This window comes from Comamonas humi (assembly GCF_054782535.1).
The window spans coordinates 353,311-369,080 of record NZ_BAAGSH010000018.1 but is presented as its reverse complement, the minus strand read 5'-3'; the positions used below and the strand labels follow the sequence as shown (position 1 = coordinate 369,080).

Below are 15,770 nucleotides of genomic sequence, written 5' to 3'. Positions count from 1 at the left end.
CCATTCTTTAACCATAACGGAAAGCGGAGAGTTCCATGCAGATGAAGCACAGTATCGTGGCCCTGGCAGCCTTGGGCGCCTTGGTGGGCACCGTGTCGGCCCAGGACGTGGTGGTGAAGATCGGCCACGTGGGGCCGGCCTCCGGCCCGCAGGCCCACTTCGGCAAGGACAACGAAAACGGCGCCCGCATGGCCATTGAGGAAGCCAACGCGCAGGGCGTGACCATCGGCGGCAAGAAGGTCAAGTTCGAGCTGGTGGCCGAGGACGACGCCGCCGATCCCAAGCAGGGCACGGCCGTGGCGCAGAAGCTGTGCGACGCCAAGGTGGCCGGCGTGGTCGGGCACCTGAACTCGGGCACCACGATTCCCGCGTCCAAGGTCTACAACGACTGCGGCATCCCGCACGTGACCGGCGCGGCCACCAACCCCGACCTGACCAAGCCCGGCTACAACACCACCTACCGCATCATCGCCAACGACAATGCGCTGGGCGCGGGCCTGGCCCTGTACTCGGCGCGCACGCTGGGCGTCAAGCGCGTGGCCGTGGTGGACGACCGCACCGCTTATGGCCAGGGCGTGGCCGGCGTGTTCAAGAAGGCCTCGGCCGAGCTGGGCGTGAGCGTGGTCAGCGACCAGTTCACCACCGACAAGGCCACCGACTTCATGGCCATCCTCACCGCCATCAAGGCCCAGAAGCCTGATGCCATCTTCTACGGCGGCATGGACCCGCAGGCCGGCCCCATGCTGCGCCAGATGCAGCAATTGGGCCTGTCCAAGGTCAAGTTCTTCGGCGGCGACGGCATCTGCACCACCGAGCTGCCCAAGCTGTCGGCGAACTCCAAGGCGCTGGACAGCGTGGTCTGCGCCGAGGGCGCGCTGTCGCTGGCCAAGATGCCCGGCGGCACGGCCTGGAAGGCCCGCTACGACGCCAAGTACCCCGGCCAGTACGTGCTGTATAGCCCCTACACCTATGACGCGACCATGCTGCTGATCGACGCGATGAAGCGCGCCGGCTCGTGGGACCCGAAGGTCTACATCCCCGAGCTGAAGAAGTCGCACTACAAGGGTGTGACGGCGAACATCGAGTTCGAGGCCAACGGCGACCTGAAGAACCCCGCGATCACGCTGTACGTGTACCGCGACGGCAAGAAGACGCCGCTGAACTGAGTCCGCGGCGCTTCGTGACGACGGCAATCCGGAGGCTCCGGGTTGCCGTTTTTGCTTGCGCCGCGCAGCAAAATCCCTTTGCCTCATAACTCGAAGTACCAAAGAACTAAAATTTCATTCTTTGGCAGCTGGGCCGCTGTGGCTTACAGTGCCGCCTTGCTTTTCTTTTGAAGGCGCCGGGCCTGGTCCGCGGCGCCTTGTTGTTTGTTTCCATGATCGAATTAAAAGGTATCACCCAGACCTACCCGAGCCCCCATGGGCCGGTGCATGCGCTGCGCGGCATCGACCTCGCGATCGGCGCGGGCGAGGTGTTCGGCATCATCGGCCGCAGCGGCGCCGGCAAGAGCTCGCTGGTGCGCAACATCAACCTGCTCAACCGCCCGACCACCGGGCAGGTGATCGTCAACGGCCACGACCTCACGCAGCTCAGCGACGCCCGGCTGCGCGAGGCGCGGCGCGACATCGGCATGGTGTTCCAGCACTTCAACCTGCTGTCGTCGCGCACCGTGTTCGACAACGCCGCCCTGCCGCTGGAACTGGCCGGCATGGACAAGGCAGCGATCCGGCAGCGGATCGAGCCGCTGCTCGACCTGGTGGGGCTGGCCGCGCTGCGCGACCGCTTTCCGGCGCAGCTGTCGGGCGGCCAGAAGCAACGCGTGGGCATTGCCCGCGCACTGGCCAACCACCCCAAGGTGCTGCTGAGCGACGAGGCCACGTCGGCGCTGGACCCGGAAACCACGCGCGCCATCCTGGCGCTGCTCAAGCAGATCAACCGCGACATGGGCCTGACGGTGGTGCTCATCACGCACCAGATGCAGGTGGTCAAGCAGATCGCCGACCGCGTCGCGGTGATGGAGGCCGGGCGCGTGGTGGAGATGGGTTCGGTGATCGATGTGTTCACTCGCCCGCAGCAGCCCATCACCCGGAGCCTGATCGATGAGATCGTGCCGCAGGAGCTGCCCGCCAGCGTGATGGAGCGCGTGCGGGCGCTAGAGGCGCAGCGCAGCCACGGTAGTGGCAAGCTGCTGCGCCTGTCCTATGCCGGCGAGCAGGCCTACCAGCCGATCCTGTCGCGGCTGATCCGCGATTTCGGGCTCGACCTGAGCATCCTCAACGGCCAGGTCGATGAGATCCAGGAGCAGACCTTCGGCTTTCTGGCGGTCTACGCCAGCGGCGACCAGCAACAACTGGAAGCAGCCATCGTGGCGCTGCAGGCCAGCGGCGTGCAGGTGCAGGAAGTCAACCACTGAGGGCGGAGGCAAGCATGTTTGAGAATTTTTCGGAAATGATGCTGGAGCTGTTCGCCACCTCGCTGTGGGAGACGCTCATCATGGTCGGTATTTCGGGCATCGCGGGGGCGCTGATCGGCATCCCGCTGGGCGTGTTCCTGCGCCTGACCGACCGCGGCGGCGTGCTCGAGAACGGCCCGCTGAACCGCATCGTGGGCTGGCTGGTGAACGCCGTGCGCTCCACGCCTTTCATCATCCTGCTGGTGGCCATCATCCCGTTCACGCGCCTGATCGTGGGCTCGTCGATTGGCACGGCCGCGGCGATCGTGCCGCTGACGCTGGCGGCCGCGCCCTTCGTGGCGCGCCTGGTCGAGGCCTCGCTGCGCGAGGTGGACAACGGCCTGATCGAGGCCGCCCAGGCCATGGGCGCGACCTCGTGGCAGATCGTCTGGAAGGTGCTGCTGCCCGAGGCCATGCCCGGCATCGTCGCGGGCCTGACGATCAGCTTCGTCAGCCTGACCGGCTACTCGGCCATGGCCGGCGCGATCGGCGGCGGCGGCCTGGGCGACCTCGGCATCCGCTACGGCTACCAGCGCTTCCTGCCGGACGTGATGCTGGCCGTGGTGCTGATCCTGATCCTGTTCGTGCAGGTGATCCAGAGCCTGGGCGACTGGGCGGTGCGCAGGCTCAGCCACAAGTAGGGCGCAGGGCGGGGATTGGGTGGATTTCCTGGACAATCCATCCACATCTATCGTCTTTATTGCATCGATAGTGCTGCGTAGACTCCGGCTTTTAGCAACCGAAGCAGGAGATACCCATGGCAGACCATTCGATTCGCGGCAAGGTAGCCTTGATCGCCGGCGGCGCCAAGAACCTCGGCGGCCTGATCGCCCGTGACCTGGCGGCCCAGGGCGCCCAGGCCGTGGCAGTGCACTACAACAGCGCTTCCTCCAAGGCCGATGCCGATGCGACGGTAGCCGCCATCGAGGCCGCCGGTGCCCAGGGCGTGGCGCTGCAGGCCGACCTGAGCAGCGCCGCCGCGATGGAAAAGCTGTTCGCCGACGCCATCGCCGCGGTGGGCCGTCCCGACATCGCCATCAACACCGTGGGCAAGGTGCAGAAGAAGCCGCTGGTGGACATCACCGAGGCCGAATACGACGAGATGGCGGCGGTCAACAGCAAGTCCGCGTTCTTCTTCCTGAAGGAAGCCGGTAGGCACGTCAACGACAACGGCAAGGTCGTGACCCTGGTGACTTCGCTGCTGGGCGCGTTCACGCCGTTCTATGCGTCCTACGCCGGCACCAAGGCGCCGGTGGAGCATTTCACCCGCGCGGCGGCCAAGGAGTTTGGTGCGCGCGGCATCTCGGTGACCGCCGTGGGCCCAGGCCCGATGGACACGCCGTTCTTCTACCCCGCCGAAGGCGCCGATGCCGTGGCCTACCACAAGACGGCGGCCGCGCTGTCGCCGTTCTCACTCACCGGGCTCACGCACATCGAGGACGTGGTGCCCTTCATCCGCCACCTGGTGAGCGATGGCTGGTGGATCACCGGCCAGACCATCCTGATCAACGGCGGCTACACCACCAAGTAAGCCGCCGGCGCTGCACAATGGCGCGCATGGATCGATTCGACCAGTACCGCATCTTCGTGCAGGTGGCCGACCAGGGCAGCTTCATCCAGGCCGCCCGGGCGCTGGACCTGCCGCGCGCCAGCGTCACCGCTGCCGTCCAGCAGCTCGAGGCCCACATGGGCGTGCGCCTGCTGCACCGTACGACGCGCAAGGTCAGCCTCAGCGCCGACGGCGCGCGCCTCATGCAGCGGCTGCAGCCCTTGCTGCAGGAGCTGGAGGACGTGGACCAGCTCTTTCACACCAGCCGCAGCCAGGTCAGCGGCCAGCTGCGCGTGGACCTGCCCAGCCGCATCGCGCGGCGGCTGGTGGCGCCGGCGCTGCCCGGCCTGCTGGCGCAGCACCCGCAGCTGCAGCTGCATGTGGGCTCCACTGACCGGGCCATCGACCTGGTGGAGGAGGGCGTGGACTGTGTGGTGCGCATAGGCATGCTCGACGACAGCAGCTTGGTGGTGCACCGGCTGGGCTGCATCGAGCTGATCAACTGCGCCAGCCCGGCCTACCTGCAGGCGCATGGCGAGCCGCTGCATCCCGACGAGCTGCCCGACGGGCACCTGGCCATCGGCTACGGTGCACCGCAGGCGGGCCGGCGCGCGCCGTGGGAGTGGGTCGATGGCGCAGGGCAACTGCAGACCGTGGAGCTGGCCAGCCGGGTCGCGGTGAACAATGTCGAGACCTATATCGCCGCCTGCCGTGCTGGGCTCGGGCTGATCCAGATCCCCCGCTACGACGTGCAGCACCTGCTCGATGCGGGGCGGCTGGCCGAGGTCATGCCCGGGCACCGCGCCGCGCCCATGCCAGTGTCGCTGCTGTACCCACACCGCCGCCATCGCTCGCGCCGGCTCGCGGCCTTCATAGACTGGTTCGGTGCGCTGATGGCGCCGCACCTGTGCGGCTGAATCTCCTGACATATTCTCCTGACATATGGATACAGCCTGGTGCCGTCACCGGATTGACATGTTGCAACTGAACAATGCAGCATCTTTCATTTTTAATACCTGTGTCATGGCCCATTCAAAATCCCTAACAGCACGCGGCCTGAAGCTGGCCGGGCCCGCCGTGGGCGTATCGCTGCTGCTGGCCGCCTGCGGGGGCGGCGACGGCAGCAGCCCGCAATTGCGCACGCTGGACGGCAAGCCGCCGCTGGTCGTCGGCCACCGCGGGCTGCCGGGGCTGTACCCCGAGCAGACCCGGCCGGGCTACGAGGCCGCGGCCGATGCCGGCGCCGACTCGCTGGAAGAGGACCTGCACCTGAGCAAGGACTGCGTGCTGGTGGCGCGCCACAACCCCTGGCTCAGCGACAACACCAACATCGCCGAGGTCGCCAAGACCAATGCCTCGGTGGCGGCCCGCAAGCGCACCGTGCCCGGCGTCGAGGTGCCCGTCAAGTATTCGCTGGCCACCTATGGCGGCCCTGCCACCTACCTGAGCGACCGCACCGATCCGAACGATCCCAAGTCGGTGCTCAAGTCGCTGGTGGTGGACGGCGAGGACCACACCGGCGACTGGTCCATCACCGACTTCACCGCGGCCGAACTCAAGCAGTGGATTGGCGGCACCACGTACGACGCCCGCAACGAGCGACCGACCGAGCTGAATGGCAAGTTCCCGGTGATGACCATGCAGGAGATCATCGATATCGCCAAGGCCAAGAGCGCCGCCACCGGCCGCACGATCACGGTCTACCCCGAGGCGAAGAACCCCTACTGGAACAACCAGCAGGCCATCGCCAACGGCTGCGGCAGTGGCGAGCACCCGTTCGAGGATGCCATCGTCAAGCTGGTCAAGGACAACAACCTCAACCGCAAGGATGCACCCATCCTGGTGCAGAGCTTCGACCCGGCCAGCCTCAAGTACATGCGCTCCATCGGGCTGAACACGCGCGTGGTGCAACTGGTGGATGGCAACGACGTAGACTACCGCAGCGGCGCCATGGTCTACAAGACGGACGACCAGTACAACTTCGTCAGCGCGCGTCCCTATAGCTGGACGCTGGCTGGCGACGGCCGCTACTTCGGCGAGATGCTCACGCCCCAGGGCCTGGCCGAGATCAAGACCTATGCCGACGGCATCGGCCCCTGGAAACCGCAGGCCATGCGGCTGCGCGCCGTGCCGTACAAGGAGGGCGCGGGCCTGGCCGACGTGAACACGGTCGAGCCCACCAGCCTGATCGCCGATGCCCACAAGGCCGGGCTGTTCGTGCATGTCTTCACCTTCCGCAACGAAAAGAAATACCTGGCCGGCGCCTACCAGGGCGATCCGGTGCAGGAATACCTGGCGTTCTACCGCGCCGGCGTGGATGGCGTGTTCACCGATTTCGCGAACACCGGCGTGGCCGCTCGCACGCGCTACCTGGATGAGCTGAAGCGGCCGCTCGGCGCGCCCTGATCCGTCATCCGTATCCAATGCCCGCTGACATGGCGCCTGCCCCGCAGGCCCTTTAATATGCTTGCTGGCCCGGACGACGACCGGGCAGGGAAGCGAGGGATAGATGCCATTGGAGCCGGGCAGCCAGGAAACCGAGGATCGTGCCGCCGTGGGGGACGGCACGGCGCAGCCGCGCCAGCAGCAGGTGCTGGCGCAGCTGTCGTCGCTGGTGCCCGGGGTGCGCCTGATGGTGGGCCTGGTGATCGGGGCGCTGGTCATCCTGGCGCTCTATGTGGGGCGCGACCTGCTCATCCCGCTGGCGCTGGCCTCGCTGCTGGGCTTTCTGCTCGATCCGCTGGTGCGGCTGCTGCGCCACCTGTGGCTGCCGCGCATGGCGGCCGTGCTGCTGGTGGTGGCGCTGGCCGTGGGCAGCATAGGGGCGGGCGTGCTGTACCTGGGCAGCCAGGTCACCCAGCTGAGCGAGGAGCTGCCGACCTACCAGAACACCATCCGCCAGAAGCTGCGCCACCTGCGGGTCTACGCGCAGGGCCCCGGCGTGCTCGATGGGGCGCGGCAGGTGTTCAACACCGTCGAGACCGAGATCGCCAAGGTGGCGCCTCCCGATGCCTCGGGCCGCGCCGCGCCCGCGCGGCCGGCGCGCGTGCAGAAGGTGGAGATCCAGCCGCCGGCCAACCGGCCGCTGGAGCAGGCCGCCGAGATGTTGGCCCGGCTGGGCGAGCCGGTGGCCATGGTGGGCATCGTGCTGCTGTTCGTGATCCTGATCCTGCTCGACCGCAGCGACCTGCAGGACCGCCTGATCCGGCTGATGGGGCCGAACATGCACATGGCCACCGACGCGCTGGACGAGGCCTCGACCCGCATTGGCCAGTACCTGCGCATGCAGCTGGTCGTCAACGTGAGCTACGGCATCCCGATGGCGCTGGGCCTGTGGTGGATAGGCGTGCCCGGCGCCGTGCTGTGGGGCGCGCTGGCGGCGGTGATGCGCTTCGTGCCCTACATCGGGCCCATGGTGTCAGCGGTATTCCCGCTGCTGCTGGCCTTTGCGGTTGACCCGGGCTGGAACCTGCTGCTGTGGACCCTGGCGCTGATCGTGCTGCTCGAGCTGCTCAGCAACAACGTGATCGAGCCCTGGCTGTACGGCGCGAGCACCGGGCTGTCCACGCTGTCCATCATCCTGGCGGCCACGTTCTGGACCGCACTGTGGGGGCCGATCGGCCTGATCCTGTCGACGCCGCTGACCGTGTGCCTGCTGGTGCTGGGGCGCTACATCCCGGCGCTGGGCTTCATGGAGGTGCTGCTGGGCAGCAAGTCGGTGCTGGACCCGGCGCACAAGCTCTACCAGCGGCTGCTCAGCGCCAATGTGGAGGCGGCGGTGGACGTGGCCAAGGAGTCCATCCGCGCCCATCTGCCGTCCCGCGCCGAGCCGCAGCAGAAGGCGGCCGCGGTCACGCAGTTCTACGACGAGGTGGCGATCCCCGCGCTCACCATCGCCAGCCGCAACAACAGCGAGTACATCACCGCCGAGCACCGGCTGCGCCTGTCGCTGGGCACCTCCGAGCTGATCGAGGAGCTGCAGCAGCGCTTTCCCGCGCGGCCGGGCCAGGCCGGCCCCGTGGTCCACTGCGTGGGCCTGCGCTGGGAGATCGACGCACTGGCCGCCGCCATGCTGGCCCACATGCTGGGCGTGCAGGGCTATGACGCCGGCTGCTCCGAGTACGCGCTGCCCCACCTGGCGGCGGATGGCGACTTTGCCGACTGGCGCAACCCGCAGCTGGTGTGCCTGTCCACCTTCAGCCCGCACCCCCAGGCGGCGGTGCGCCAGATGTGCCGCCGCCTGCGCGGGCGCTGGCCGCAGGTGAAGATCGCCGTGGCCGCCTGGAACGCCGGCGACGAGCTGCGCCAGCCCGGCGCCGCCGAGGCGCTGGGCGTGGACGTGGTGGTGAACAGCGCGCGCGAGCTGGCGCTGCGCGTGGAGCATGTGCTGCAGGCCGCGGGGCCGCTGCCCTACCTGCCGGCCGAGCGGCCCCGCGGTGATGCGCAGCGCGTGGCGGCGCTGCATGCCAGCGGCGTGCTGCAGGCCGCCGGCGTGGACGCCTGCCAGGAATGCGCCGTGCAGGCCATGCACGCCTTCCAGGTGCGCTGGGCCCATGTGGCCTGGGTGGATGCGGACTGGGTGCACACGCCGCGCAGCCTGCTCGTCAGGAGCCGCACCGACGCGCCGCAGGGCGGGCTGCCGCGCGACGAGTCCGTCAGCGCCCATGTGGTGGCCGAGAAGGGCCTGGTCGTGGTGGGCGACGTGCAGCGCGATCCGCGCTTTGCGCAGCACCCGCTGCTGTTGGCGCACGGCATACGCAGCTTTGCCGCGGCGCCGCTGGTGGACCGCAAGTCGCACATCCTGGGCGCGCTGGTGGTGTTCGACGACCGGCCGCGTACGCTACAGGCCGACGAGCTCGAACTGCTGCAAGGGATGGCCAACCGCTTGATGCAGGCGCTGTTGCACGCGGACGGTGGGGCATCGGGCGGTTGATCAAAAACAGGAGCTGCTGGCGATTGCTCTACAAGGATTTCGAATATGAATGTATTTGAATTCCTCATGTATCAAGCGCTGGAAGCTATCATTTTTAAAACGATACCTCAGAAAGCACAAAGCCCCTGGCGGCTGCCAGGGGCTTTGTTGTAGGGCGGGCAGGGCCGGTGGCTTATTCCACCTTGGCCTTTTCGCGCAGTTCCTGCTGGTACTTCTGGAGGCTCTCCTGGCGCAACTTCTGCACGACCTGGGGCTTCACGTCCTCGAACTTGGGCGCCTGGGCTTCGCGGATGTCGTCCACGCGGATGATGTGGTAGCCGAACTGGGTCTTGACGGGCTGGCTCGTCATCTCGCCCTTCTTCAGCTTGGTCATGGCTTCCGAGAACTCGGGCACGTAGCTGGAAGCATTGGCCCAGTCCAGATCGCCGCCGCGCTGGCCGGATCCGGGGTCCTTCGATTCCTTCTTGGCCAGGTCGGCGAACTTGCCACCCTTCTTGATCTGGGCGATCAGGGCCTTGGCCTTGTCCTCGGACTCGACCAGGATGTGGGCGGCGTGGTATTCCTTGCCGCTGTTGGCGGCGACCAGCTTGTTGTACTCGGCCTTGGCCGCCTCGTCCGTGATCGGATGGGACTTCTCGTACTTGGCGAACAGCTCCTGGGCCAGCAGGCCCTGGCGATTGAGTTCCACCTGGTTCTTGAACGACTCGGTGGCATCCAGGCCCTGCTTGCGAGCTTCCTGGGCGTAGATCTCGCGCTCGATCAGGGCGTCCTTGAGCTGGGCTTCCTGTTCGGGCGGCACCGGGCGGCCGTTCTGCTCGAATTGCTGCTTGATCGTGCTCAGCAGCGACGCGGGAACCGGCTTGCCATTGACCACAGCCAGGTTTTGCGCCAATACGGCGGTGCTCATGCCCAATGCAGCGGTAGCAACGAGGGCGCTCAGGAGCTGTTTTTTCATGCGGATTCCAAACGGTTTATGAAAGTGGTGTGAGTACGATGCGCATGCCGGAGTTCCGTCCGCCCGGCAGGGCATCACAGAATTTCGATGGCCAGGGCGTGCAGCCCCGCATCCAGGAATTCTTGCAGCGCATCATACACAAGGCGATGCTGCGCCACTCTGGAACGAGCCGTAAAAATCGGTGAACCGATGCGTACGCGGAAATGCGTGCCGAAGCCCGATCCGTTGGCGCCGGCGTGGCCGGCGTGCTGCCAGCTTTCGTCGATGACTTCGAGTTGCGTGGGCTGGAATGCGCTGCGCAGGGCCGCCTCGATGGCGGGCGCGGTGATGTCCTGGGGTTGCATGCGGGTCACTCGTGGGCGGACGAGCCGGTGTCGCTGTCCTTGAGGTAGCGGCTCAGGTAGATGGCCTGCACGATGACGAAGGCAACCATCAGGCCCAGGCCGCCGAACATCTTGAAGGTGGCCCAGGTATCCAGGTCGAAGTTGAAGGCCACCCACAGGTTCAGCACGCCCATGGCCGCGAAGAACACGGCCCAGCTGTAGTTCACCGTGTTCCAGACCGGCGCGGGCAGCTGCATCTGCGCGCCCATGAGCTTCTGCATCAGGTTCTTCTTGAACAGCCACTGGCCGCCCAGCAGCACCACGGCCATCACCCAGTACAGCACCGTGGGCTTCCACTTGATGAAGGTGTCGTTGTGCGAGATCAGCGTGGCGCCGCCAAACAGCACGATCACGCCCAGGCTGATCCATTGCATGGGCTCGACCTTGCCGTGCTTGTAGCGCAGGTAGGCGATCTGCACCACGGTGGCCGCGATTGCGACGGCCGTGGCAACGAAGATGCCCCACAGCTTGAAGGCCGCGAAAAACAGCAGGATCGGGAAGAATTCAATGAGCAGCTTCATGGCGTGGGATGGGCCTTGGCAACAATGCGGAAAGGGGGGAGTTTAGGGCTGGCCGTCGGCCTCGAAATCGAGCGAGGCCGAATTCATGCAGTAGCGCAGGCCGGTGGGCGCCGGGCCGTCGGGAAAGACGTGGCCCAGGTGCGCGCCGCAGCTGGCGCACACCGTCTCGACGCGCACCATGCCGTGGCTGCGGTCCACATGCTCGGCGATGGCGCCGGGCACAGCCTCGGAGAAGCTCGGCCAGCCGCAGCCGGCGTCGAACTTGGTGCCCGAGTCGAACAGTTTGGCACCGCAGCAGATGCAGTGGTAGCTGCCGTCGGCCCAGTGCGCCTCGTACTTGCCGGTGAACGGACGCTCGGTGGCCGCATGGCGCGTGACCTGGAAGGCCTGCGGCTCGGCATGCTTGGCGGCCAGTTCGGCCTGCCATTCGGCGTCGGTCTTGGTGATGGGATAGGTCATGATGAACAGCTGATCTCGATGTGCCGCGCCCAGTCGGGCGGTGGTTGGGCCCAGTCCTCGAAGGCCGGGTGTTCTTCATAGGGCGACTGCAGCACGGCTTGCAAGTCGTGCAGCGGTTGCCAGTCGCCCTGCTGTGCCGCTTCGATCACCGATTGGCCCAGGTAGTTCCGCAGAATGTACTTGGGATTGGTCTTCAGCATCAAATCGGCCATTTGCGCAGTATCCATGAGCGCAATGCGCTCTTGATACTGTAGCATCCAGTCCTGCCAGCTGCTGCTGCCGCCGAACAACTCCGCCACCGGATCGTAGCCGCCGTCGGCCACGGCGTGCGACAGCCGACGCCAGAAGAGCGTGTAGTCCACCGTATGCGTCTGCAGCAGCGACAGCAGCGGGCCGATCAGCGCCTCGGCGCCGGCCAGGTCCAGGCCCAGCTTGGGGGCCATGCGCTGCGCAAAGGCCTGCTGCAGCCGGTCCTTGTAGACGTCGATGGCCGCGACGGTGGCCTTCTCGTCCTCGATCAGCGGCAGCAGCGCCTGGCCCAGGCAGAACAGGTTCCAGTAGGCAATCTGCGGCTGGCGCGCAAACGCGTAGCGGCCGCTGGTGTCGCTGTGGTTGCAGATGTGGTTGGCGTCGAAATGGTCGAGGAACTGGAAGGGGCCGTAGTCCAGCGTCAGCCCGAGCATGCTCATGTTGTCGGTGTTCATCACGCCATGGCAAAAGCCTATGGCCTGCCAGTGGGCCAGCAGCCCGGCGGTGCGCAGCGACACTTCGCGCAGCAGGCCCGCATAGCGTTCCTGGGCCGTGCCCGGCTGGGCCTGCAGCGCGGGGTAGTAGCGCTCGATGACGTAGTCGGCCAGCGTGCGCAGCGCATCGATCTGGTCGCGCGCGGCGAAATGCTCGAAATGGCCGAAGCGCACGAAGCTCGGCGCCACCCGGGCCACGACGGCGGCGGTTTCCACCGTCTCGCGGTAGACCGGCTGCGGCGAGGCCACCAGGCTCAGCGCCCGCGTGGTGGGCACGCCCAGCGCGTGCATGGCCTCGCTGCACAGGTATTCGCGGATGCTGGAGCGCAGTACGGCGCGGCCGTCGCCCATGCGCGAGTAGGGCGTCTTGCCGCTGCCCTTGAGCTGGATTTCCTGGCCGGTGGCTGTTTCGCCGAGCATGATGGCCCGGCCATCGCCCAGCTGCCCGGCCCACTGGCCGAACTGGTGGCCGCTGTAGACCGTGGCGATGGGGTCCATGCCAGGGCGCAGTGCGTTGCCGCCCAGCACGTGCGCGGCCTCGTCGCTGGCGAACCAGGCGGCATCCCAGCCCAGGCTGGCCGCCACCTCGGGCGACCAGGCCCGCAGCACCGGTTCGGGCAGCGGGGTGGGGCGCAGCCGGGTATAGAACGCCGGTGGCAACTGGGCAAAGCCGTTGGTCCAGTCCGATGGCTGCCCGCCCGCGGCGGTTTCGCTGTCCGCCTGGAGATCGTTGTCGGTAAGAGACATCCGGGCATTGTCACCCAGTGGCAAAAACCTTATCCCGGATGCTCCTGCACGGCCAATGCGGACTGCGCAGCCCATTCCGCCAGCACCTGTTCTGTGTGCTCGCCCAGGTGCGGCGCCTTGGCGCCGGCGCGCAGCGGGGTGCGCTGCCAGCGGATGCTGGGGTTGATACCGCGGTAGGCCCGGCCCTGCGCGTCGTGGTAGCGGCCGATCAGGCCCTGGCCGCCTTGCTCCAGTTCTTCGATCAATCCGCCCAGCCGCGCCACGGGCGCGACGGGGATGTCTGCCTCGGCCAGCAGGCGAACCCAGGTGGCCGTGTCGCGGCGCGCCAGCTGTTCTTCGACATAGGCGTAGACCGCATCGATGTGCTGCGTGCGGCTGGCCATGCTGCGAAAGCGTTCATCGGTCAGCCAGAGCTGCTCGTCACCCATCAGGAGCAGAAAGCTCTCCCAGTGCTTGTCGGTGTAGACGATGGTGCTGATCCAGCCGTCCGCCGTCTGATACGGCCGCCGGTAGCGCGACAGCAGCCGCGGATTGCCGGCCTGGCTGGCGGCTTCGTCGGCGAAGGTGGCTGCGCCCAGGTGGTCGGACAGCATGAAGCCGGCCATGGTCTCGTACATGGGCACCTCGATGTACTGGCCCTCGCCGGACGCCATGCGCTCCAGCAGCGCGGCCAGCACGGTCTGCACCACGAACAGGCCCACGGTCTTGTCGGCGATGTTGATGGGCAGGTAGCCGGGGCGCTCGCCGGTGGCGGTCTGCACCAGGTCGGGCAGCGCGGCCATGCCCTGGATCAGGTCGTCGTAGGCCGGCTTGCCGGCATGCGGGCCGTCTTCGGCAAAGCCGGCCAGGAAGACATAGATGAGCCGCGGGTTGTGCCGCGACAGGGTCTCCCAGTCCAGCCCCAGCTTCTTCAGCGCCTTGCGGCGCATGTTGGTGACGAAAACGTCCTGGTGGCGGACGGCCCGGGCCACGATGCCGTGCGCCTCGGGCTGCTTCATGTCCAGCACCACGCTGCGCTTGCCGCGGTTCAGGTTGAGGTAGACCGGGCCCATCTGCGGTTCGCGGTGCGGGCCCATGTTGCGCATGATGTCGCCTTCGGGCGGCTCCAGCTTGACGACGTCGGCGCCATATTCAGCCAGCATCTGCGTGGCATAGGGGCCCATGATGACGCTGGTGAGGTCGAGGATGCGGATGCCGGCGAGCGGCAGCCGGCGGGTGGTGCCTGCCATGCTCATTGGGGCTCGATCCCGGCCTTCTTCACGATCTCGCCCCACTTGCGGATCTCGCCGGAGACATAGCTGCGGGTCTGGGCCACGTCCATGGTGCCCGCCGTGGTGGCCTGCTCGTCCAGGGTCTTCTTGAAGGCGGGCTCGGTCATGGATTCGAGCGCCAGCTTGTTCAACTGGTCGAGCAGGGCGGGTGGCGTGCCGGCGGGCGCATACAGGCCGATCCAGATTTCCGTCTCGTAGCCGGGCACGCCTTGCTCGGCGATGGTGGGCACGTCGGGCAGCATGGGGTTGCGCTCCTTGGTGGAAACGCCGATGGCGCGCAGCGAGCCAGCCTTGACGTAGCGCAGCGCGCTGAGGCCATCAACGAAAGAAGCCTGGATTTGCCCGCCGAGCAGGTCGTTCACCGCCAGTGCCGTGCCCTTGTAGGGCACGTGGATCAGCGGCGCGCCGGTCTTGCCGGCCAGCAGCTCGCCCGAGAGGTGGGTGGTGCCGCCGGTGCCCGAGGAACCATAGCTCACGCCGTTGTGCTTGCGCGCATAGTCCAGCAGCTCGGGCACGGTCTTGACCGGCAGCGAAGGGTTCACCAGCAGCACGTTGGGCGTGCGCGCCAGCATGGCGATGGGGGCGAAGTCCTTTTCGGTGTTGTAGGGCAGGTTCTTGGTGATCGAGGGGTTCACCACGTGCGCCGTGGTGGTGATCAGCAGCGTGTAGCCGTCAGGCTTGGCGCGGGCCACGCGGGTGGCGCCGATGATGCCGCCGGCGCCTGGCTTGTTGTCCACCACGGCGGGCTGGCCGCTGCGGGTCTGCAGGGTCTTGGCGAACTGGCGCGCCAGGATGTCGGTCATGCCGCCGGCCGCGAAGGGTACGACCAGGGTGACGGGCTGGGAAGGGTAGTCCGCGGCGAGGGCGCCGCCAGTTACCAGTGGGGTGGCGAGTGCCGTAGCCAGCACCAGCAGGCTGCGCCGGAGTTTCTGGAATGTCATGCTTGTCTCCTGGGTAGTAGTTGCTCAGTCGGCGCGGCGCTTGCGGCTGGCGAGGAAGGCTTCCATATAGCGCTTGGGCTCGTCGGTCTCGTAGGCCGAGACCAGGCCGTCTATGCCGATGTTGATGGCCTCCTGCAGCGGCATGCGCTCCCAGTCGCGGATCAGCTTCTTCTGGATGCGCATGGACACCGGGCCGTTGGCCAGGATCTCGGCCTTCCAGTGCGCCACGGCGGCATCCAGCCCCGGTTCGCCGGCCACGTCGGTGACTAGGCCCCAGGCCTGGGCCAGGCCGGCAGGGATGATGCGGCCGCTGAGCAGCAGGTCGCGCGTGTGGGTCCAGCCAATCATGCCCGGCAGCATGGCGCCGTGGATCACCGAGGGCACGCCCAGCTTGACCTCGGGCATGCCGAACTGCGCATCGGCCGCGGCGATCTTGAAGTCGCAGACGGCGGCCACCTCCATGCCCGCGCCCAGGCAGTAGCCCGAGATCACCGACATCGTGGCATAGGGGATGTCGCGGATGGTCTCGCACAGCCGGTAGACGCTGCGGATGTAGGCGTCGATGTCGGCCTTGCCGGCGTCCTTAAGGAACTTGATGTCCGCACCGCCCAGGAAGGCCGAGGCGCCGCCCTGGATCACCAGCAGGCTGATATCCTCGCGCCGGCCCAGCTTGCCCAGGGTCTGGGCGTAGATATTCGCGGCATCCTCGGTGAGCAGGTTGAGGCGGCCGTTGTCGAAACGTACGGTGGCCACGCCGTCATCGGAGTGGGAGACATGGCATTGGGGAGCGGAAGCTGGGGTGTTCATGGGCAT

At 67.1% G+C, this 15,770-nt stretch carries 15 protein-coding genes; 7 read left to right on the top strand and 8 right to left on the bottom strand.

Annotated elements, in window-relative coordinates; all coding sequences use genetic code 11:
* Window positions 1–35 precede the first annotated feature (35 nt).
* The 7 genes from ACYVKR_RS19800 to ACYVKR_RS19770 all read left to right on the top strand — a co-directional run bounded on the left by ACYVKR_RS19800 (window position 36) and on the right by ACYVKR_RS19770 (window position 8,937).
* Window positions 36–1,166 carry a branched-chain amino acid ABC transporter substrate-binding protein gene (locus ACYVKR_RS19800; protein WP_460482675.1) on the top strand — a complete coding sequence of 377 codons (1,131 nt, stop codon included), beginning with the start codon at window positions 36–38 and terminating at the stop codon, window positions 1,164–1,166.
* A 212-nt stretch (window positions 1,167–1,378) separates the two neighbouring features.
* Window positions 1,379–2,416, top strand: a complete 1,038-nt coding sequence (locus tag ACYVKR_RS19795) for a methionine ABC transporter ATP-binding protein (RefSeq protein ID WP_460482674.1) — start codon at window positions 1,379–1,381, stop codon at window positions 2,414–2,416.
* 14 nt (window positions 2,417–2,430) lie between these two features.
* On the top strand, window positions 2,431–3,096 hold the full coding sequence (locus tag ACYVKR_RS19790; protein ID WP_460482673.1) for a methionine ABC transporter permease: 666 nt from the start codon (window positions 2,431–2,433) through the stop codon (window positions 3,094–3,096).
* A 116-nt stretch (window positions 3,097–3,212) separates the two neighbouring features.
* Window positions 3,213–3,986 carry an SDR family oxidoreductase gene (locus ACYVKR_RS19785; protein WP_460482672.1) on the top strand — a complete coding sequence of 258 codons (774 nt, stop codon included), beginning with the start codon at window positions 3,213–3,215 and terminating at the stop codon, window positions 3,984–3,986.
* 26 nt (window positions 3,987–4,012) lie between these two features.
* The gene (locus tag ACYVKR_RS19780) at window positions 4,013–4,921 is read left to right on the top strand and encodes a LysR family transcriptional regulator (RefSeq protein WP_460482671.1); all 909 of its coding nucleotides are present in this window, start codon (window positions 4,013–4,015) and stop codon (window positions 4,919–4,921) included.
* A gap of 106 nt (window positions 4,922–5,027) precedes the next feature.
* Entirely contained in the window at window positions 5,028–6,410 is a 1,383-nt protein-coding gene (locus tag ACYVKR_RS19775; RefSeq protein WP_460482670.1) for a PI-PLC domain-containing protein, read from the top strand.
* Window positions 6,411–6,513: 103 nt separating this feature from the next.
* Complete coding sequence (locus ACYVKR_RS19770) at window positions 6,514–8,937, top strand: AI-2E family transporter (RefSeq protein WP_460482669.1); 2,424 nt, start codon at window positions 6,514–6,516, stop codon at window positions 8,935–8,937.
* Between the two features lie 172 nt (window positions 8,938–9,109).
* Here the strand turns inward: ACYVKR_RS19770 and ACYVKR_RS19765 are convergent, their stop codons facing one another.
* The 8 genes from ACYVKR_RS19765 to ACYVKR_RS19730 form a co-directional block, all read right to left on the bottom strand.
* Window positions 9,110–9,892 carry a peptidylprolyl isomerase gene (locus tag ACYVKR_RS19765; protein ID WP_460482668.1) on the bottom strand — a complete coding sequence of 261 codons (783 nt, stop codon included), beginning with the start codon at window positions 9,890–9,892 and terminating at the stop codon, window positions 9,110–9,112.
* A gap of 74 nt (window positions 9,893–9,966) precedes the next feature.
* The gene (locus tag ACYVKR_RS19760) at window positions 9,967–10,236 is read right to left on the bottom strand and encodes a BolA family protein (protein ID WP_460482667.1); all 270 of its coding nucleotides are present in this window, start codon (window positions 10,234–10,236) and stop codon (window positions 9,967–9,969) included.
* A gap of 5 nt (window positions 10,237–10,241) precedes the next feature.
* A complete protein-coding gene (locus ACYVKR_RS19755) occupies window positions 10,242–10,796 on the bottom strand; it encodes an inner membrane-spanning protein YciB (RefSeq protein WP_460482666.1) in 555 nt (184 codons plus the stop codon).
* A gap of 42 nt (window positions 10,797–10,838) precedes the next feature.
* Entirely contained in the window at window positions 10,839–11,255 is a 417-nt protein-coding gene (gene msrB, locus ACYVKR_RS19750) for a peptide-methionine (R)-S-oxide reductase (protein ID WP_460482665.1), read from the bottom strand.
* Window positions 11,252–12,745, bottom strand: a complete 1,494-nt coding sequence (locus ACYVKR_RS19745; protein WP_460482664.1) for a protein adenylyltransferase SelO — start codon at window positions 12,743–12,745, stop codon at window positions 11,252–11,254. The genes msrB and ACYVKR_RS19745 overlap by 4 nt, the downstream gene beginning before the upstream one ends.
* A gap of 29 nt (window positions 12,746–12,774) precedes the next feature.
* The gene (locus tag ACYVKR_RS19740) at window positions 12,775–13,974 is read right to left on the bottom strand and encodes a CaiB/BaiF CoA transferase family protein (RefSeq protein ID WP_460482663.1); all 1,200 of its coding nucleotides are present in this window, start codon (window positions 13,972–13,974) and stop codon (window positions 12,775–12,777) included.
* Window positions 13,975–13,976: 2 nt separating this feature from the next.
* Complete coding sequence (locus ACYVKR_RS19735; protein ID WP_460482662.1) at window positions 13,977–14,957, bottom strand: Bug family tripartite tricarboxylate transporter substrate binding protein; 981 nt, start codon at window positions 14,955–14,957, stop codon at window positions 13,977–13,979.
* 24 nt (window positions 14,958–14,981) lie between these two features.
* On the bottom strand, window positions 14,982–15,764 hold the full coding sequence (locus ACYVKR_RS19730) for a Clp protease/crotonase-like domain-containing protein (RefSeq protein ID WP_460482661.1): 783 nt from the start codon (window positions 15,762–15,764) through the stop codon (window positions 14,982–14,984).
* Window positions 15,765–15,770 lie beyond the last annotated feature (6 nt).